At 72.9% G+C, this 21622-nt stretch carries 8 protein-coding genes; 7 read left to right on the top strand and 1 reads right to left on the bottom strand.

Annotation, left to right across the window (positions count from 1 at the left end):
- The 7 genes from LPU43_RS23445 to LPU43_RS23475 form a co-directional block, all read left to right on the top strand.
- Window positions 1–8781, top strand: an 8781-nt coding sequence (locus LPU43_RS23445) for a polymorphic toxin-type HINT domain-containing protein (RefSeq protein ID WP_229402675.1), incomplete at its 5' end; no start/stop codon positions are given.
- Between the two features lie 77 nt (window positions 8782–8858).
- Complete coding sequence (locus LPU43_RS23450; RefSeq protein ID WP_229402676.1) at window positions 8859–11210, top strand: DUF8189 domain-containing protein; 2352 nt, start codon at window positions 8859–8861, stop codon at window positions 11208–11210.
- Between the two features lie 154 nt (window positions 11211–11364).
- Window positions 11365–13377 (top strand): tachylectin-related carbohydrate-binding protein, encoded by a 2013-nt coding sequence (locus tag LPU43_RS23455; protein WP_229402677.1) that lies wholly within the window; start codon window positions 11365–11367, stop codon window positions 13375–13377.
- Between the two features lie 182 nt (window positions 13378–13559).
- Complete coding sequence (locus LPU43_RS23460) at window positions 13560–15542, top strand: tachylectin-related carbohydrate-binding protein (protein ID WP_229402678.1); 1983 nt, start codon at window positions 13560–13562, stop codon at window positions 15540–15542.
- Window positions 15543–15741: 199 nt separating this feature from the next.
- On the top strand, window positions 15742–16773 hold the full coding sequence (locus LPU43_RS23465; RefSeq protein WP_229402679.1) for a transcriptional regulator protein: 1032 nt from the start codon (window positions 15742–15744) through the stop codon (window positions 16771–16773).
- 460 nt (window positions 16774–17233) lie between these two features.
- The gene (locus LPU43_RS23470; RefSeq protein ID WP_229402801.1) at window positions 17234–20140 is read left to right on the top strand and encodes an AfsR/SARP family transcriptional regulator; all 2907 of its coding nucleotides are present in this window, start codon (window positions 17234–17236) and stop codon (window positions 20138–20140) included.
- A gap of 109 nt (window positions 20141–20249) precedes the next feature.
- Window positions 20250–20777: a DUF6244 family protein gene (locus LPU43_RS23475; RefSeq protein WP_229402680.1), complete on the top strand. Its 528-nt coding sequence runs from the start codon at window positions 20250–20252 to the stop codon at window positions 20775–20777.
- Between the two features lie 69 nt (window positions 20778–20846).
- Here the strand turns inward: LPU43_RS23475 and LPU43_RS23480 are convergent, their stop codons facing one another.
- Entirely contained in the window at window positions 20847–21578 is a 732-nt protein-coding gene (locus LPU43_RS23480) for a class I SAM-dependent methyltransferase (protein WP_229402681.1), read from the bottom strand.
- Between the last annotated feature and the right edge of the window lie 44 nt (window positions 21579–21622).

Genomic DNA, 21622 nt, shown 5'->3' on the forward strand with positions numbered 1-21622 from the left:
AGCTACCAGCTCCTTACCGTCGGCGGCAAGCCCACCCTGCGGCTCTCCGTCGACGACGGCTGGCTGCGCGACCCGGCCCGGGTCTACCCGGTGCGGGTGGACCCGACCATCGAGTTGCCGGTCGCGGAGGGCGCCGCCGACTCGGCCATGTACGTGCACGGGTCCCGCTCCGCCTCGGGCAGCAGCGAACTGCGGGTCGGCACGGTGGACGGCGTCAACGCCGCCTCGTACGTCAGGTTCGGCGGCCTGGTGGACCGGCTGCGTTACCACACCATCTACGGCGCGCAGCTCCAGGTCGTCAACTACGACTCCGACTCCTGCCGGCCGCGGGAGGTCACGGTGCACCCGGTGACTGCCGGGTGGTCGGCCGGCGCCGGCTACTCCTTCCCCGGTCCGGCCGTCGGCGCGGCGCTGGCCAGCAGCTCGTTCGCGTACGGCTACGTCGCGTTCGGCGAGAGCGAGTCGGACTGCCCGATCGAGGCCGAGGCGTTCAACCTGGGCGGCGCCGGCGCCGAGCTGGTGCAGCGGTGGGTCAACGGGGAGCAGCCGAACCACGGCCTGTCGCTGCGGGCCTCCTCCGACCCGCTCAGCGGCAAGCTGTTCACCGGCCCGGCGACGGCCAACCCGCCGAAGCTGTACGTGACGCACAGCCCGTACAACGCCTCGTACTCGATCCCGAAGCCGGTGCCGAACCCGCCGGTGCTGCAGAACCAGGACGGCCGGGTCGCCGTCACCGTCACCAACCGCAGCGCCGAGGCGTGGGGGGTGGGGGACTACTACCTGGCCTACCGGGCGTACAACGCGGAGACCGGCGCGGCGGTCGGGCAGCAGCGCTCGGCCAACCTGACCGCCCCGGTGGCCCGTGGCGCCACCGTGACCCTCGACGCCACCATCAAGGCCATGCCCCCGGGGCGGTACCTCCTCGACTTCACGATGGTGCGTACCGGCGGCGCGGTCTTCACCGACCACCAGGTGCCACCCGCCCGGATGGTGCTCGAGGTCACCGACATCCCGCCGGTCGTGCAGGAGCTGTACCCGCCGAACGGCTACTCCGCGCAGACCCTGGCCCCGCAGCTGTGGGCCCGCGCGGTGGACATCGACGCGCCCCCGGGGCTGACGCTGTCCTACAAGTTCGAGGTGTGCGAGCGGACCGCGTCCGGCGGCACCACCGGGTGCTTCGACTCCGGCTTCCAGCCCAGTACCGCCTGGGCGGTGCCGGCCGGCCGGCTGTTCTGGAGCAAGACCTACCAGTGGCGGGTGATCGTCAAGGACGCCGGCAACGAGGTCTCGTCGCCGACCTCGACGTTGCTCACCGCCGTGCCCCAGCCGGAGATCACCTCGCGCATCGCGGGCGCCAAGACGGCGGCGGGCGACCGTGAGTTCGACGCCCAGACGGGCAACGTCTCCACCACCGCGCTGGACGCCACGGTCACCACCGTCGGCCCGGAGCTGAACCTGCTGCGCACCTACAACAGCCTCGACCCGCGAGCGGACGGCGCGTTCGGCGCCGGCTGGACGACCCGCTACGACATGCGCGTCGTCGCCGACTCGGACGGCTCCGGCAACGTGCTCGTCACCTACCCCGACGGGCAGCAGGTGCGCTTCGGCCGCAACCCCGACGGCACCTTCGCCGCCCCGGCCGGCCGCACCGCGTCGCTGACCTCGAACAGCACCGGATGGACGCTGGTCGACAAGTCGCGGGTGACCTACCAGTTCTCCGCCGCCGGCCGGCTCAACAAGATCACCGATGCGGCCCTGCGGTCGATCGTGCTCACCTACAACACCACCGACGGCAAGCTGGCCCGCGTGCGGGTCGCCAACAGCCAGACCAACACGGCCGGCCGCTCGCTCACCTTCACCTGGACCGGCGCGCACGTGACCAGCGTCGCCGCGGACGCCGTCAACGGCGCGGCGCCCACGTGGACCTACACCTACAGCGGCGACCAGCTCGTCTCGGCCTGCGCCCCCGGCAACGCCTGCACCCGGTACGGCTACGCGGCCGGCTCGCACTACCGCACGGCGGTGCTCGACTCGAAGCCGGAGTCCTACTGGCGTCTCGGCGAGGCGCAGGGCACCGCCGCCGGCAGCGAGGTGGCCGTCAACGTGGGCAAGGACGCCGCCGTCCACAAGGGCGTCACGCTCGGCACGGCGGGCGCGTTGGCCGGCACCGGCAACACCGCGGCGACCTTCAACGGCACCTCCTCCTACGTCGACCTGCCCAAGGGCGCGGTGAAGAAGGCCCGCGACACCGCCGTCGAGCTGTGGTTCAAGGGCAGCACCACCGGTGGCGGCGGCCCGCTGCTGGGCTACCAGGACAAGGAACTCGCCGCCACCTCCACCACCGGCGTGCCGGTGCTCTACGTGGGCACCGACGGCAAGCTGCGCGGCCAGTTCGGTGGCCCCTCGATCGCGCCGCTGACCTCGACGGGCGTCGTCAACGACGGGCGCTGGCACCACGCGGTGCTCTCGGCGATGGGCGCGGTGCAGACGCTCTACGTGGACGGCGTCAAGGTCGCCGAGCGTACCGGCGCGACGGCCGAGCACTCGCTGCTCACCTTCAACCAGGTCGGCGCCGCGTACGCGAGCACCCCGGCGTCCTGGCCGGCGTGGGGCAGCACGTCCCGCCGGTACTTCGCCGGCGTCATCGACGAGGTGGCCGTCTACTCCCACCCGCTGGGCCAGGCGGCGGTCACCGCGCACTACCGGTACGCCACCGCCGCCCAGCAGTTGACCTCGGTGACGCTGCCGAGCGGCAAGGTCGCGGCGCAGTTCGGCTACGACACGGCGCTCGACCGGGTCACGAAGCACACCGACCGCAACGGCGGCCAGTGGACCATCGGGGCGCCGCTGGTCTACGGCGGCGACACCGACCTGCGCCGCAGCGTGCAGGTGCTCGACCCGGCCAACCGCCCGCACCTGTACGAGTACGACGCGCTCACCGCGCGGTTGCTGCGTTCGGGCACGCCCCTGGGCCTGGAGACCCGCGAGGAGGACCGCCCCGCCTCGCCCACGCCACCACCGCCACCGCCGCCGACCCAGGTGTGCTCGAAGCCCGATCCGGGTGACCCGTCGTTCTGCACCATCATCCCGGGCGACGCGGGCGGGCCGGTGTTCGTGCGGCACCCGCTGGACGGCATGGCGATCCGCACGTTCGAGTACGACGAGCGCGGCAACCAGACCGTGGTCACGAACGAGAACGGCGACGCCGTGCGGATGACGCACGACGAGCGCGGCAACGTCACCTCCAAGCAGACCTGCCGCACCTCCGGCGTCTGCCACACCGCCTACACGACCTATCCGGCGACGGTGACCGACCCGTTCGACCCGCGCAACGACCTGCCGACCGAGTCCCGGGACGGACGCTCGGCCAGCGCCACCGACAACACCTACCGGACCAGCTACACCTACACCCCGTTCGGTGAGCTGGCGACGCAGGTGAACCCGGGCGGCGGCACCGTGCGGCACACCTACACCACCGGCGGTGAGGCCGCGTACGGCGGCGGCACCGTGCCGGCCGGCCTGCTGCTGACGACGACCGACGCGCTCGGCAAGGTCACCCGCTACGCGTACTACCAGAACGGCGACCTCTACCGGGTCACCGAGCCGTCCGGGCTGGCCACGACCCACACCTACGACGCGCTGGGCCGGAAGCTGACCGCCACGGCGGTCTCCGACACCTACCCGGCCGGCGTGGTCACCAGCTACACCTACGACGCGTCGTCGCGGCTGGTCGGCACCATCGAGCCGGCCACCACCGACGCGGTGACCGGCCAGGCGCACCAGAAGCGCTCGACGACCAGCTACGACGTGGACGGCAACGTCGTCCGGGTCGAGGTCGACGACGTGCGCGGCGACGACGAGACCCGGGTCAGCACGTGGGAGTACGACCAGGCCAACCGGCCGGTCAAGACCACGGACGCGGAGGGCAACGAGGCGGTCAAGAACTACGACCGGTTCGGCAACGAGACCATGATCGTGGACGCGAACGGCAACCGGTACGACTACGCCTACACGGCGCGCAACGAGCTGGCCGAGGTCCGGCTGCGCGCGTACGCGGGCGACGAGGGCCCGAGCACCGGCGACTACCTGGTGCTGCACACCTACACGTACGACCACGCCGGCCGGCTGGCCAGTGACACCGACGCGATGGGGCGGCGGCTGGAGTACCAGTACTACGCCGACGACCAGTTGCACCGGCTCGTGCTGAAGAACTTCCGCAACCCGGACGGCAGCAAGCGCGACTACGTGGTGGAGGAGAACACGTACGACGGCGCGGGCAACCGCACCCGGCAGACCGCCGGCAACGGCACCTCCGTCACCCAGCAGACGTACAACCCGGCCGGCAACGTGGCCACCATCGTGGTCAACCCCGGCGCCTCAGCCCTGACCACCTCCTACACCTACGACGCGATGGGCAACGTCACCCGGACGACCCGCACCGGCCGCCCCTCCAACGTGCCGTGGACCCTCTCCGCCACGCCGGAGCAGGTCGACTACGCCTACGACGTTAGCGGCAACGTGATCCGCCAGACGGTCGTCGCGGGCACGGTCACCCGGGTCACCACCAGCACCTACGACCAGCGCGGGCTGCTCACCGCCGCCACCGACCCGCTCGGCCGGACGATCCGCTACCAGAACGACGAGCTGGGCCGCCAGACCAGGGTCGTCGCGCCGGCGGTCGCCGCCGAGGAGAACGGCGGCACGCCGAGCACGGTCACCCCGACCACCGTCACCGGCTACAACACCTTCGACGAGACGGTGCACACGACCGACGCCCGGGGCAACGTCACCAGCCACACCTACAACCGGTTGGGCCGCCAGGTCGGCAGCACCGCGCCGACGTACGCGCCGCCCGCCGGGGTGAGCACGCTGAGCCCCACCACGACGACCCGCTACGACCCGGGGGGCAACGTCGTCGAGACCGTCGACGCCCGGGGCAACGCCACCCGCTACCAGTACGACCAGTTGGGTCGGCTGGTCAGCCGGGACGAACCGACCGGCAACACGGACCGGGCGGTGACCCGCTACACCTACACCCGCACCGGTGAGCTGCTCTCCGCCACCGGCCCCACCGGCAACCGGAAGGAGGCGACCTACGACGACCTCGACCGGCAGGTGACCGCGACGACGCTGGAGCGGTACCCGACCGCCCGCACGCTGACCACGCGGTACCGCTACGACGACGCCGGCAACGTCACGTCGGTCGTGTCGCCCGGCGGTGGCACGACCACCAACACCTTCGACGGGCGCGGTCAGCTCACCCGGGTGGTCGACCCCGCCGGGGTGGCCACGCACTACGGCTACGACTACGCCGGCCGGCAGGTGCGCGTCAGCGACGCGCTGGGCCGCACCGAGCGGGTCGACTACGACCTGCTCGGGCTGATCACCGCCGAGTCGGACGTGGCGCCGGACGGCACGATCCTGCGCACGCAGACCTACGACTACGACGCCGCCGGCAACCTCACCTCGTCGGTCAAGCCGAGCGGGGTGGCCACCACCTACGAGTACGACCCGCTCGGCCGTCTGTCGCGGCAGGTGGAACCGGTCACGGCGACTTCCTCGATCACCACCAGCTTCGGCTACGACGCCGCCGGCAACCCCACCCGCTACACCGACGGTCGGGGCAACCGCACCATCTCCACGTACAACACGTGGGGCCTGCTGGAGTCGCAGATCGAGCCGGCCACCGCCGCCCACCCCAACGCGGCCGACCGCACCTGGACGCTGGCGTACAACATCGCCGGGCAGCCGACCCGGCTCACCGCACCCGGTGGGGTGGGCCGGCTCCGCAGCTACGACGCGGCGGGCCGGCTGACCGGCGAGACCGGAAGCGGTGCCGGCAGCCCGGAGCGGACCCTCGGCTACGACCTGGCCGGCCGGCTGGTGCGGGCCGCCGCGCCGGTGGGCGCCGACACGTACAGCTACGACGACCGGGGCAACATGCTCGGCGCGTCCGGCCGGGCGGGCACCGCCAGCTTCCAGTACGACGCCGACAGCCTGCTGACCAGCCAGACCGACGAGTCCGGGACCGCCACCTACACCTACACCGGGCAGCGGCTGGCCTCCGCCCGCGACGGCGTCACCGGCGTCACCCAGAGCTACGCGTACGACGCCTCCGGGCAGCCGACGCGCATCGACTACGGCGCCGGCCGGGTCCGCACCTTCGGCTACGACGACCTGGCCCGGGTGACCAGCGACGTGACCCGCAACGCGGCGGGGCAGTCGGTCAGCTCGGTCAGCTACACCTACAACCTCGACGACAAGCTCACCGGCAAGACGACGGCCGGAACGGCCGGGGCGGGCAAGCACACGTACGCGTACGACCTGGCCGGGCGCCTGACCTCGTGGACCGGGCCGAAGGGCACGGTCGCGTACGCCTGGGACGCCTCGGGCAACCGGATCCGGGCCGGCGCGAAGACGGCCAGCTACGACGAGCGCAATCGGCTGCTCTCCGACTCGGACTACACCTACACCTACAGCGCCCGGGGCACGCTCGCCTCGCGGACCAGCTCCGGGCTGACCGAGCGGTACTCCTTCGACGCGTTCGACCGGCTCACCACGGCCGGCAGCGTGGCCTACGCCTACGACGCGCTGGACCGGGTCGCGACCCGGAGCGGCACCTCGTTCGGCTACGCGGGCCGGGCCGACAACGTGGTCAGCGACGGCACGGGCCGCTACTCCCGGGGGCCGGACGGTGAGGTGCTCGCCGTCGGCGCCGGCAACGAGAAGCTGCTGGCCCTCACCGACGGGCACGGCGACGTGGTGGGCGGCATCGACCCCACCGACACCGCCATGACCGATCTCGCCGCCTCGAAGGCGTACGACCCGTTCGGCCAGGTGGTCGCCGCCGAGGGTGACACCGGTGACCTGGGCTTCCAGGGCGACTGGACCGATCCGACCACCGGCCAGGTGGACATGGGCGCCCGCTGGTACGAGCCCGGCACCGGCGGGTTCATCTCCCGCGACAGCGTCAACTACAGCTCCGGCGACGCGATCCTGGCCAACCGGTACACCTACGCGGCGGGCGACCCGCTGGCGCACATCGACCCGGACGGGTACTGGCCCTCCTGCGGCTGGTGCAAGGCGGTGGCCAACAAGGTCAAGCGGACGGCCTCCAATGCCTGGAACGGGGTGAAGCGGACGGCCTCCGCCACCTGGTCCGGGGTGAAGCGGGTGGCCAGTGCCGCCTGGTCCGGGGTGAAGCGGGTCGCCAGTGCCGCCTGGGCCGGGGTCAAGGCGGCGGCGAGCTGGGTCGGATCGGCGGTCAGAAGAGTGGCCAGCGCGATATCCAGCGGCGCCAGATGGCTCTACAACAAGGCCCGCGCCGCGGTGAGTTGGGTCGGCCAAAAGATCAAATCGGCTGCGGCCTGGGTCGGCAACAAGATGTCCCGCGCCTACCGGGCGGTGAAGGGCGCCGTCTCCGCCGGGGTCGCCTGGGCGAAGCAGAAGGCCGAGCAGGTCCGTCGGGTGATCCACGAGGCGAAGCGGCAGGTCACCGCAGCCGCCCGCCGGGCCATCGAGTACGTCGCCAAGCACAACCCGATCAAGGCCGTGGCCGCCGCGCTCAAGCCGGTCGTGTCGGCCATCAAGACGGTGGTGTCGGCGGCGGCGCACATCCCGGCCGCGGTGGTCGCCACCGTCCGGGACGTGGTCAACGACACCGTCCAGGCGACCAAGGTCCTCTACCAGGCGGCGGTCCAGGCGGCCGGCGCGGTCGTCGAGGAGGTCTCCAAGGCGACCGATGCGGTGGCGGACTTCGCCCAGTCGGCGATGCCCTACGTGAAGGACGCGCTGAGCTTCGCCGCCGAGGCCGTCGGCGTCACCGACCTGGTCAACTGCGTCTCCAAGGGCGACCTCGAGGCGTGCGCGTGGACGGCGGCGACCGTCGCCGGTCTCGCCCTCGGTGGTGCCGGCGCCGGCGCGGTGCGGGCGGCGCGCGGGGCGCGGCTGGCCGCCCGGTACGGCGACGACGTCGCCGACGCCGTGCGCGGCGGCTCCCGACTGCCGACCGCCAGGCGGGCGGACGACGCCGCCGACGTCGCCTCCTGCGCCACGAGCAACAGCTTCACCGGCGACACGCTGGTCCGGATGGGCGACGGCACGACCAAGCCGATCAGCAAGGTCAGGGTGGGGGAGAAGGTGTTCTCCACCGACCCCGCCACCGGCCGCGCCGGCGCCTTCGCGGTCACCGCCGTCATCGTCGGTGAGGGTCGTAAGGAACTGGTCGACATCGAGGTGGACGTCGACGGCGCGAGCGGCACCGCGACCGCCACGGTCACCGCCACCGAGGGCCACCCGTTCTGGTCGGCCGAGCGGAACACCTGGGTCGAAGCCGGCGACCTGGCCGGCGGCGAGCGGCTGCGCACCTCCACCGGGGGCACCGGGACCGTGCTGGCCACCCGGGAACGGACCGAGCGGGAGCGGGTCTACAACCTCACCGTCGACACGACGCACACGTTCTACGTGCTCGCCGGGACGCTGGACCTGCTGGTGCACAACACCGACGCCGGATGCCCGGTCCACGGCCCGTCCGCCCTGCCCGAGTCGACGACCGGCACCAGGCCCCCGGGCAGGTGCGACTGCGGCAGCTCCAAGCTGGACGACAGCTTCTCCGAGCTGCGCAGGGGAACCCAGCAGCGGCAGAACGACGACCGCATGGAGGAACTGAAGCGGGTGCTGGAGGAGCGCAGCGGACGCGCGTCGCTACCCGAAGGTGTCGTCGGACAGGCCAAGGACCTCCTCGAGACCGCGACCGATCTCTGGGTGCCGCCCGGTTTCTGACGCCTCCGTCTCGACGCCACCCGTACGACAACGACAAGACATAGGGAAGTGAAGTGTTGACCGAAGGCAGACACAGGATGCGGACGGTGCGGCTGCTGGCCGTGCTGGCGCTGCTGATGGCGGCGTCGGGCGTGGCGGTCTCACGCCCGTCGCCGGCCTCGGCGGACGCGGCCGGGCTGGGCGGCGACTACGTGCCGCTGCCCAACGGCGCCGCGCTGCTGGACACCCGCACCGGAACCGGGGGGCGCACCGGCGTGGTCGGGGCCGACGGCGTGGTGACGTTCCCGGCCCTGGGCGTCGGCGGCATCCCCTCCTCGGGGGTGAGCGCCGTCCTGTTGCGGTTGGTGACGACGGAAAACACCGCCAACACCTTCCTTCGGGCTTACCCGGACGGCACCACCCCGAACGCGGTCTCGATGCTCAACGTCCTCCCGGGCGAGCAGGTCTCCAACACCGCGGTGGTCCGTCCGGGCAGCAACGGGCGGATCGCCGTGTACAACCAGGTCGGCACCACCCACATCGTCGCCACCGCGCAGGGCTACTTCCGCTCCGTCCCCGGCGGCGGTGGTGGGTTCGTCCCGGTCTCGCAGAACAAGCTGGTCGACACCACGGACGGCACGGGGACGACCAGGGCGAAGATCCCCGCGATGGGCACCCGCACCGTGACGCTGACCGGCGGCGTGATTCCGACGACCGCGACCGCCGTGCTGGCCAACGTGGTCGCGGCCAACGTGACCGCGCCCGGCTGGCTCGGGGCAGCGCCGGCCGGCGCCGCCGCGCCGGCGCACTCGGCGCTGAACTTCGAGAAGACCGGGCGCCACTCGCACACCGTGTCGCTGCCGCTCTCCGCTGCCGGTCAGGTCACGTTCACCAACAGGAGCGGCGCTGCCGTCGACCTGATCGTCGCGCCGTACGGCTACACCACCGGCGACAGCAGCCAGGGGGCCGGCTTCCGTCACCTCGCGGCGACCCGGCTCTACGACAGCGGAGGCACGATCGCCAACGGCGGCTCGGTCGACGTGCAGGTGGCCGGCAGGCTCGGCCTGCCGACCCGGGGGGTGGCCGGAGTGGTCCTCAACGTGACCGTCGACCGCTCGTCCGTCGCCGGCGGCGTCAAGGTGTGGCCGACCGGTGACACCGAACCCGACGTCGCCCAGGTGCACGCGCGCACGGTGACCACGGCCGGCCTGGTGGTCGTCCGGCCCGGCGTCAACGGTCACGTCCGGGTGCGCAACACGTCGGGCGGGGCCGTCCGCCTCGTCGTCGACGTCCAGGGCTTCTTCACCGACCCGATCCCGTCGGCGTCGGTGGAGTCGTTCGCGGCGTCGGTGGGTGTGCAGGCCGGCCCGGTGGCGGGCGCGGCGCTGGGGATGGTCGAGTACGCGTACACGGACAACATCGGCCGGGTGCTCGTCGGGCACCAGACCGACGTGGACAACTTCGGTTCGGTGCAGTGGACCGTGCTCTCGGGCAACGAGGCGTTCTCCGGCCGGCCCTCGCTGGGCCTGCTGGGCGACGGCCGGGTCGAGGTGGCGGCCCGCTACTCGGACTCGGACGTGTGGACGCGCACCCAGACGGCGGTCGGCTCGGCGACGTGGGGTGCCTGGGCGGACTTCGGCGGTTCGATGGCCGCGGCTCCGGCGGTGACCCGCCTGCCGTCCGGGGTGATGGCCGTGTTCGCCGTCGACGTCGACGGCAATCTGTGGGTCTACCAGCAGACCGGCACCATCCCGGGTTGGCGGGCCCTGACCGACCAGAACTTCGTCGGCGCCCCGGTCGTCGTGGCGACGCGTACCGGCGTGCGACTGTTCCTGCGCACGAGCGCCGGCGCGGTGCTGACGGCGGAGTACACCGAGGACACCCTCTCCGCCTGGACGAACCTCGGCGGCAGCGGCACCGACCTTCCCTCGGTGGTGGTGTACCCCGGCTACCGGGCGCGGGTCTTCGTGCGGCTCCTCGACGGCACGATCGCCACGAAGTACCAGGACGCGGCGGGGACGTTCCCGGCGGCCTGGACGTCGCTGGGCTCGTACAAGTCGGCGGGCGTGCCGGCGGCGGTGCTGGACCCGGTGCTGGGCCGCACGGCGGTGGTGACTCGCAGCACCTCGGGCGAGGTCACGCTCTCCTGGGAGACGGCGCAGGGGTCGGGTGTGTTCGGTGCGTGGTCCGCCGCGATCCCGGACCTGGTCGAGACCGCGGCGACGGATCCGACGATCGTGCCGGTGACCAACAGCGCGGGGCAGACCTGGCTGATCCTGTTCCGCAACGCCAACAACGCCAGCCGCATCTACCAGCGGCAGCCCATCGCGGGCCTCGCCGCGGCGGGCCGTAACCCGACCGCGGCGCCGGAACGGGCCGGGGCCGCCGCTCCCACCTCGGCCGCGCGCGGCGTCTTCGCCGCGCACAGCCTGCCGGCTCCGCCGGCCTGACACCCCGGGTGGGCGCGGGCAGGTCCGCGCCCACCCGGTACCGGCACACCAGTGATGCCACTGCTCGACATCGATCAGCTGACCGTCGACCGGATCGCCGCTCCCTCGCGGAACCGGCAGTGACCCGCGACGCCAGCCCATGGGAAGGTATGCGATGAATCGGTCACGATGGCGCGGCCGGCTGGCCACCGGGCAGGTCGCGGCGCTCGGCGCGGCGCTGCTGGCGGTGGTCCAGCCGACACCGGCGCAGGCCGCCGACACGATGAGCTGCGTCGCCCAGACGTCGTTCTTCGGCACGGACGCCGGCGGCACGAACTGGCGTTATCCGCTCAACTCGCCAGGCAGTGCCAGTTCCACCTGGTCGAACCGCGTCTGGGAGGGCACGGGCTGGGAGATGTTCGGCCGGGTGATCGGCGGCCCGGGGGGCCGGATCTACGGCTTCAACGCCAGCGGCCTGTACCGCTACCGCTGGACCGGCAGCGGCTGGGAGATGACCAACGGCACCGGCGGTCAGCTGATCAGCACCAGCTTCACCCAGTACGCCACCGCCGGGTTCCGGGACAAGATCACCGTCGACGAGCGGGGTGACTTCTACGCCGTCGACGCGCAGGGAAGGCTGCGCACCTCCCGGTACGACGAGGCGGCGGGCAAGTGGGCCTTCTCGGACCGGCTGCTCGACACCGGCTGGGGCCGGTTCAACCTCATCGTCGCGGCCGGCCGGGGTGTGCTGTACGCCCGCCACGCCACCGACGGGCGGCTCTTCCGGTACCGCTACGACGCGGACAGCCAGCGCTGGATCGACTACGAGCGACCGGTCGGCGCCGGCTGGCAGATGTTCGGCAGGGGCATCGTCTCGCCCGGGGGGGACACCCTGTTCGGCATCGAGAACGACGGGGCCCTGTCGCAGTACCGCTACCGCGAGGACGACAACACCTGGCCGATCCATCGGCGGATCGTCGACGGCGGCTGGAACATCTTCAACAACGTGGCGCTGATCACCGACGCCTGCACGTTGGCCGCCTCCCACGTTCCGGCCCGGCCGGCGGTGCCGGTGGCCCAGAACGCCCCGGCGAGCGTGGCGCAGGCCAGCTCGAACAGCATCGAGCTCGCGCACAGCGACAACATCGGCCGCCTGCTGCACGGGCGGATGAGCCCGGACAACTTCAGCACCCTGCAACTGACGGCGGTCTCCGGCAACGAGGCGTTCAGCGGTGTCCCGGGAGTCTCGGAGACCACCCAGAACCTGGCCCGGGTCACGGCCCGCAACATCAACAGCGACGTCTGGACCCGCACCCAGTCCAGCGCCGGCAGCCCGAGCTGGAGCGGCTGGGCCGACCTGGGTGGGCGGATGGCCGCCGGCCCCGCCGTGGCGCGGCTCTCCGACGAGCGTGAGGTGGTGTTCGCGGTGGACGCCGCGGGCGCGCTGTGGGCCCGCTGGCAGGACCCGGTGAACGCGGATCTGCTGGCCTGGCGCAAGCTCGGCGGCGAGGGGTTGACGGGCACGCCGGTGGCGGTGCCGCTGGCCGACGCGAGCGCCCTGGTGATCGTCGCCGACAGCGCCGGGACGCTGCGGGCGGCCCGGTACGCCAACGGCGCGCTGGGTGCCTGGACCAGCCTCGGCGGTAGTGGCTTCACCGGAACCCCGGCCGTGGTGGTGATGCCGGGCTACCGGCTGCGCATCTTCGCCCGCAACGCCGCTGGCCGGGTCGCGGTCACGGAACGTCGTGTCGACGGCACCTTCACCGGGACGTGGACGCAGGTCGGCGGCACCGCGATCACCCCGGCGGGTGCGCCGAGCGCGCTGCTGAGCCCGGTCAGCGGCCGGATCGGGATCTACGTGCGCGGCACCGACGGCTACATCCACTACGCCGCCGAGACGGCCCAGGGCAGCGGCACCTGGGGCGACTGGATCCCGGCCCAGGACGCGTTCGAGACCTACGCCACCGACCCGACCGCGTTCAGCTTCGTCAACGCCAACGGCGCGAACGTGGCCTACCTCGCCCGCACCTCTGCCGGCAGGCTGCGGCTGTACACCGTCCAGGAGCCCAGCTCCTGGATCACCGGCGCGGCAGCCGCCCGCACCACCGCCACCGCCACCACCACGCCGACGGCGCGCCCGGTCTTCCGCCGGCACGTGCTGCCCGACCCGCCTCCGGTCAACCGATAAGGACCGGGCGATCCCGGGTGGGCGCGACCCGCGCCCACCCGGGATCGCCACACCAGCAACGTCGACCCTCGAGGTCGATGCGCCGGTTGGGCACCGGGTCGTCGACCCCGACGGGGCGGCGACCCGGCGACGCCGGCCTTCACGAAAGGCATCTGATGAACCATCCACGATATCGTCGGGCGTTGGTCAGTACGCAGGTAGCGGCGCTGACCGCCACCCTGCTGGCGGTGGCCCAGCCGACGCCGGCACTGGCCGCCGACACGGTGACCTGCGTCGCCCAGACGTCGGTCTTCGCCGCCGAGACCGGTGGCGTGCTCCGGCGCTACCCGCTCAACGCGCCGGGCAGCGCCAGTTCCACCTGGTCGACCCGCAGCAGCCTCGGCAACAACTGGCAGAGCTACGGCCGGGTGATCGGTGGCCCCGGCGGGCGGCTCTACGGCATCAACGCCAACGGCCTGTACCGCTACCGCTGGACCGGCAGCGGTTGGCAGATGACCAACGGCAGCGCCTCCCAGCGGATCAGCACCGGCTTCACCCAGTTCGCGACCGCCGGCGCCCGGAACAAGATCACCGTCGACGAGCGGGGCGACTTCTACGCCGTCGACGGCAACGGAAAGCTGCGCGCCTACCGGTACGACGAGGCGGCGGGCAAGTGGGCCTTCTCGGACCGGCTGCTCGACACCGGGTGGGGCCGGTTCAACCTCATCGTCGCGGCCGGTCAGGGTGTGCTGTACGCCCGGGACGCCACCGACGGGCGGCTCTTCCGGTACCGCTACGACGCGGACAGCCAGCGCTGGATCGACTACGAGCGACTGGTCGGTGCCGGCTGGAACGTCTTCAGCAAGGGCATCTTCTCGGCCGGCGGGGACACCCTGTTCGGCATCGAGAACGACGGGACCCTGGCGCAGTACCGCTTCCGCGAGGACACCAGCGCCTGGGTGATCACGCGGCGGACCATGGGCAGCGGCTGGAACGCCTTCACCAACGTGGCGGCGGTGACGGATGCCTGCACGTTGTCCGCCTCCCACGTGCCGGCCCGGCCGGCGGTGCCGGTGGCGCAGAACGCCCCGGCGAGTGTGGCGCAGGCCAGTTCGAACAGCATCGAGCTCGCCTACAGCGACAACATCGGTCGGTTGCTGCACGGGCGGATGAGCCCGGACAACTTCAGTTCCCTGCAGTTGACGGCGGTCTCCGGCAGCGAGGGCTTCAGCGGTGTCCCGGCGGTGTCGGAGACCACCCAGAAGCTGGCCCGGGTCACGGCTCGCAACATCAACAGCGACGTCTGGAGCCGTACCCAGTCCAGCGCCGGGAGCCCCGGCTGGAGCGGCTGGGCGGACCTGGGCGGCCGGATGGCCAGCGGGCCCGCTACCGTCCGGTTGTCCGACGAGCGTGAGGTGGTGTTCGCGGTGGACGCCGCGGGCGCGCTGTGGGCCCGCTGGCAGGACCCGGTGAACGCGGATCTGCTGGCCTGGCGCAAGCTCGGCGGCGAGGGGCTGACGGGCACGCCGGTGGCGGTGCCGCTGGCCGACGCGAGCGCCCTGGTGATCGTCGCCGACAGCGCCGGGACGCTGCGGGCGGCCCGGTACGCCAACGGCGCGCTGGGTGCCTGGACCAGCCTCGGCGGTAGTGGCTTCACCGGAACCCCGGCCGTGGTGGTGATGCCGGGCTACCGGCTGCGCATCTTCGCCCGCAACGCCGCTGGCCGGGTCGCGGTCACGGAACGTCGTGTCGACGGCACCTTCACCGGGACGTGGACGCAGGTCGGCGGCACCGCGATCGCCCCGGCGGGTGCGCCGAGCGCGCTGCTGAGCCCGGTCAGCGGCCGGATCGGGATCTACGTGCGCGGCACCGACGGCTACATCCACTACGCCGCCGAGACGGCCCAGGGCAGCGGCACCTGGGGCGACTGGATCCCGGCCCAGGACGCGTTCGAGACCTACGCCACCGACCCGACCGCGTTCAGCTTCGTCAACGCCAACGGCGCGAACGTGGCCTACCTCGCCCGCACCCCCGCCGGCTCGCTGCGGCTGTACACCGTCCAGGAGCCCAGCTCCTGGATCACCGGCGCGGCAGCCGCCCGCACCACCGCCACCGCCACCACCACGCCGACGGCGCGCCCGGTCTTCCGCCGGCACGTGCTGCCCGACCCGCCTCCCGTCGACTGATGTGAAGGCGGTCGAGAGGGGTCCGTGGGCAGGCCGCCCACGGGCCCCTCTCGCTGCTTCTTCGCTGGTCGGAAGGGGCTTGTACGGAACCTGTACGTCGGCTGTACCCACGCACTCATCGAAGACGGTAGCTTCGAGCCGCCCACCCGCCCCGAGGCGGTCGATCGGGTAGCTGCTCTCTGATGGGGGGAGAAGGCGGATGGGTCCTCTGCTAGTGGCAACCACCGACGTCGCGCTGCCGCAGGCCGCCCCGGCGGAGGAACACGCCGACGACGCGATCGGGCGCATCGGCGGAACGGCCGAGCAGGTGGACGTCGCCCTGCTGCGCGACGGCCTCTCGCCCCGGGTCGACGGCGTCGACACCGCCCACGTGCGGCGCCTCGCCGCACTGGCGGACGAGCTGCCACCCCTGGTGGTGCACCGGGCGACGATGCGGGTGATGGACGGGCTGCACCGGCTCGCCGCGGCGCGCGCCCGCGGCCGGCGGCAGGTGCCCGTGGTGTTCTTCGAGGGGACCGCCGAGGACGCATTCGTCGTCGCGGTGCGGCTCAACGCGATCCACGGCAGGGCGCTGCGCGCCAAGGAACGGGCGGCGGCGGCCGAACGGATCCTCGACACCTGTCCCCACCGCTCGGACCGCTGGATCGCCTCCGTGTGCGGGGTGGCGCCACGCACGGTCGCCGCCCTGCGGCAGAAGTCCACCGACGCCGCTCGGCGGCCCGACACCCGGATCGGGCGCGACGGGCGGCGCCACCCGCTCTCCGCCCAGGAGGGCCGCCGGACGGCCGAGCAGATCATGTGTGCGGAGCCGGGGCTCAGCCTGCGCGAGGTGGCCCGTCGCGCCGGGGTGTCCGTCGGCACCGCTCTGGACGTACGGCGGCGTCTGCTGGCCGGCGGCCCCGAGCTGGTCGTTCCCGCCCCCGGCATGGTGGGGCCGGTGGCGACCGAGCCGGTCGCGGGAAACCCCGGGCAGCCCGGCACGCTGAGGATCCGCGAGCACCTGGAGTGGCTCACCCGGGAGCCGGCCCTGCGCTACACCGACCGGGGGCGGGCGTTGCTGCGGCTGGTGTCGGCCACGGTGGCCCTCCTCGAACAACCCGGCCAGTGGACGGACGTGGCCCCCGACCACTGCCGACGCTCGCTCGACGCGCTGGCCCGGGCCTGTGCCGTCGGCTGGCTCGACCTCGCCGACCAGTTCGGCGACGAGCAGCCGTTCCGGCGGGCGGGCTGAGGCCCGACGAGGGCGTCGACCGGGGCGGTCGTCAGTCGACGCCGCCGCCCTGCGTCACGGGGTCGTCGCTACCGGTCGCACATGGGGAAGAGGTTGTCCCACAGCGACGTTCCCCGGTGCACGTCGCAGATGGGTGACGGAGGAGGCAGCACCACGTGGACGACGCCGGTGTCCGGGAGTGCGGTGGTGCCCCGGCTGTCGGGAGCACCGCCGACGGCGGCACCACCGAGGGCGACGACAAGGAGCGCAACAGGTACGAGGAGCCGAGCACAGACTGTCGTCCGCATATGAGTCTCCCTGAGATCGTCTGTCGGATACGAGCGTCATCGAGCGCATGGACGTGGTCAAGACCGTCCCGGTCACGACCCGGTCACACCCCGCCCCGGTGATGCGTGCCGGTCGCCGAGGTCGGTACCCGCTTCGTACTGCGTACCTGTGGTAGAAAGCGCGGGTGGCCGTCATGCGCTTCCGCCTCCTGGGGCCGCTCGAGGTGCGGATCGACGACCGGCCCGTGCCGCTCGGCACGGTGAAGCAACGGTTGCTCTGCGCCGCCCTGCTGCTGGATCCGAACGAGGTGCGGCACACGGAGCACCTCGCCGGGATGCTGTGGGACGAGCCTCGACCGGCATCCACAGCGGCCAACCTCAGGACGTACGCCCACGGCCTGCGCCAGGCCCTACGTGAAGGGGCGGGCGGGGCGAGCCGGCTGCACACCGGCACCGGCGGCTACCTGCTCGAGGTGCGCCCGGGCGAGCGGGACCTCGACGAGTTCGAGGAGGTGGCACAGCACGGCCGTGACGCCCGTGCCCGAGGCGAGCTGCGGCAGGCCGAGGCGAGCCTGGCGCACGCGCTCACCCTCTGGCGCGACTCGCCACTCGCCGGGCTGCCCCTGCCCCACACGCTCGCCGTACGTCTGACGCGCCTGCACGAGCAGCGGCTGATGGTCGAGGAGGAACACATCCAGGCCAAGCTCGACCTCGGCGCCTCCGCCGAGTTGGTCGGGCGGCTGCGGGAGCACGTCGACGACCATCCCCTGCGCCAGCGCGGCTGGGGTCAGCTGATGACCGCGCTCTACCGCACCGGCGACATCGCCGGGGCGGTCGACGCCTACCTGCGGGCCCGGCGGGTGCTGGCCGACCAGCTCGGCATCGATCCCAGCCCCTGGTTGGAGGCGCTCTACCGCGACATCCTCGACCACAGCCCCGACCTCACCGGCGAGCCGCAGCGGACGCCGCGGGCGACGGTCGTGGTGCGCGGGCTGCCGCCGGCCGTCGACACCTTCGTCGGACGGCAGGCCGAGATGGCCGCCGTACGCGGCTGGCTCGACGGATCCGCGACGAACCCGGTCGTCGCGATGCACGGCCCGGGAGGGGCCGGCAAGTCGGCGCTGGCCGTCCAACTCGCCCGTCACCTCGCCGACCGGTACCCGGGTGGCACCCTCTACGTGGACCTCCAGGGATCGGACGTCGACCTGCCACCGTTGCAGCCCGTCGACGTCCTCGGCCGGTTCCTGCGCGCACTCGGGGTGCCGGGTAACGCCGTGCCGGCCGACGTCGGCGAAGCCACCGTCGCCTACCGATCCGAGATCGCGGGGCGGGGCGTGCTCGTCGTCCTCGACAACGCGCGGAACGCCGCCCAGGTCAAGAGCCTGCTGCCGGCGGACGCCTCGTGCGGTGCCGTGGTCACCAGTAGACGGATGCTCGCGACCCTGCCCAACGGGCGGCAGCTCGCCGTGGGGCTGCTGTCCCGCGCCGAGGCGGTCGCACTGCTCGCGGGCGAGTGCGGCACGGACCGGGTGACGGCCGAACCGGAGGCGGCGGCCCGCCTCGTGGAGCTCTGCGGCCTGCTGCCGCTGGCCATCCGGATCGTCGGCGCCCGCCTGGCCAGCCGGCCGGGATGGCCGATCGCCCGCCTGGTCGAGCGGCTCGACGATCCCGGGCTCCGCCTCAACGAGTTGGAGTTCGACGATCTCAGCGTCCGGCCGTCCATCGCCCTCACCTACTCCGCGCTGCGTGACGGGGGCCCGCTGGAGCAGCTGTGCGCCCGGGCCTTCCGGATGATCGGCCACAGCCGGCTGCCCGCCGTCACCACGCGCGCCGTCGCCGCCCTGATCGCCGAGCCGCCCGCCCGGACCGAGACCGTTCTCGAACGCCTCGCCGACGAGCGGTTGGTGGAGCCCCGGGAACCGGGCGTCTACGGCATCCACGACCTGGTCCGGCTGTACGCGATCGAACGGGCCGAGGACGAAGCGGCGGGCGACCGGGAGGCCGCCCTACAGCGGCTGCTGGAGGCGTACCTGCAGGGCGCCCGGGAACTCGAGCGGATGGCGAACGCCGGCTGGTCGCCGACCGGTGCCGACGGAGAGGACCAACCCGCCTGGCAGGATTCGCCACGGACCCCCGCCGAGGGCGTCCGGTGGCTGGCCGAGGAGCACCTCAACGTCCTGGCCGCCTTCAGCCAGGCGTCGACCGCCTCCACCGGCACCGCGAAGCTCGCCGCCAGGCTGGCCTGGGGACTGGTCGCCGTGTTGCGCCGGCAGGGCTACCTGCAGGAGGCCCGCACCCTCGTCGACGGCGCCGCCGCCGTCACCGAGCGGCTCGGTCTCACGCTGGAACACTCCGCCGCGCTGTTCTACCGGGCGGTGTTCCACAAGGGCACCGCCGACCCGTCCGTGGTGGAGGCGGACCTGCTGCGCTGCCTCGACCTGATCCAGTCGCTCGGCGACCGCGAGCGGATCTCCACCTGTCTGGAGGCGCTCGGCAACCTGCGCCACCAGATGGGCGACGTGGCGCGTGCGCTCGCCTACCACGACGAGGCGCTCGCGCTGCGCCGCGAGTCGGGCCGACTGCTCATGATCGGTGCCACCCTGAGCAACTCCGCCCAGGCACGGCTCTCCGCCGGGGCCGAGAAGCAGGCGTTCGCCGACGTGGAGGAGGCGCTGCGGATCGCCCACGATATCGGCGCGGTGGGTCTGACGGGCGCCGCCCTCGCGATGCGGGGGCAACTGCTGTGCCGTACCGGCCGGTGGTCCGAGGCCCGCGACTGCCTCGACGAGGCGCTGGTCGCCACCGACCGGGCCGGCGACCTGCCCTCGCGCTGCGAGGCCCTGCTGTCCCGCGCGGCGGCCCAGCTCCGGCTCGGGTGCCACGCCGCCGCCGCCCGCGACGCCGACGAGGCGGGCTCGGTGGCCGTCCGGATCGGCGACCGCTACCTGCTGGCCATCGCCCGGCAGGCCCGGAGCCGGATCGCGTGGGCCGCTGGCGACCGGGTCGCCGCGTCGGCCCTGGAGGCCGAGGCCCGGACCCTGCTCCGGGCGCTGCCGGGCTACCGTGAGCCGCAGTACGTCGAGTACTTCGGCCAGCCCTGACCGACACCCCTGCGGGCTGTCGCGTGGCTGCGGTCACCGGCGATGGAGGGAGCCCGGTAGGTTCGGGTGTCGGGCACTTCCACCGCCATCGAATGGGGACGCCGGCGACGTGTCACACATCGAGAAGATCACCGGTGAACTCCGCGCGTTGACGACCGGCGTCGAACGCGCGCAGGGGTTGGCAGCCGCCGCCGACAGCCGGGCGCAGGAGGTGGCGCTGCGGGCCGCGGGCGCCGGCTTCGTCGCCGTGGCGGCGGGCGTGGCGCGGGTGCGCAACGCGATCACGGGCATCCAGGGCGGCCTGGGAGGTCTCGCCAACTCGATCGGTGAGGCGGCGAAGGCCGCCGCGGCGGTGCCGAACGGAGCCACCCCGCAGGAGACGGTCGCCGGCCTGGCGCCCGTGCGGAGCGCCGTGGACGCCGCTCGTGTCGCGGCGGCCGCGACCATCACCCAGCTCGGTGAGGCGCAGCAGCTCGTCACGGTGATCCTCCAGGGCGGGCAGCCGGGGCCGCTGTTGCAGGCCCTGGACAGCATCAAGCAGGTCCTCGTGCTGGTCGTCGCGCGCACCGGCGGCGCCCGGCAGGCCGTCGAGGCGGCGATCGCCGAGGCGCGGCAGTTGGGATCGTCGGGAAACTGACGGGGGCCGGCGGTCCTCCGCCGGCCAGCCCTACCCCTCCGGCCCTCGGTGTCCGCCCACCGCCACCCGTTACGGCCGGATGGCGGTCAGGAGCCGGCTGGTCGGATTCTCGGCGCACTGCCGGGCCCGTTCGAGGTCCTCGGGCGCGACAGACTCCGCCACGTCCACGACGTGCCAGGTGAACCCGGTGAACCCGGCCGACTCGAGGACGCTCAGGATGCTCTCGCTGGGCCAGTGGTGCACCAGGATGTCGGTGGGCGGCGTCGTCAGAACCGAGACGCGGAAGCGTTCTCCCTCCTGCGGATCGGCCGGACGGTAGGTGCGGAAGCCGCTGGCCTCCTCCGACCGCGCGCTGGACTCCGCATTGGCCAACAGAGCCACGAGTCGGCCGCCCGGGGCGAGGTTGGCGAACATCCGCTGCGCCAGGTGGGCCATGCTCTCCCGACTGTCCGCGTAGTGCAGCACGTGGACGGCGGTCACCACGTCGAAGGCTTCCAGCACCGGCATCGTCACCATGTCCTGGACGAGGTACTCGACGCCGAGCGGCTCACGGGCCTCGATCTCCTGGGCGATCTGGATCATGCCCTCGGACTGGTCGATCCCCACCACCCGCCGGGCGCCCTGGCGTTTGATCATGCGGGTGAACGTGCCCTCCCCGCAGCCGACATCCAGCACCTGCCTGCCCTCCAGGAGCCCGAGGGCCCGCCGGAACGACGGAAACTCTAGATTCTCCCGAACGAAGCGGATGACGCCCTCCACCTCGTCGAAACTCCTGGCGATGTCGTCGTACTGGTCGGACACGTGGGTCCCTCCCTACCTCGGGCTCCGGCGGTGCATTCCGGCCA

Origin of the sequence: Micromonospora okii, from assembly GCF_020884795.1 — a bacterium.
In the GTDB taxonomy this organism is placed as follows: domain Bacteria; phylum Actinomycetota; class Actinomycetes; order Mycobacteriales; family Micromonosporaceae; genus Micromonospora; species Micromonospora okii.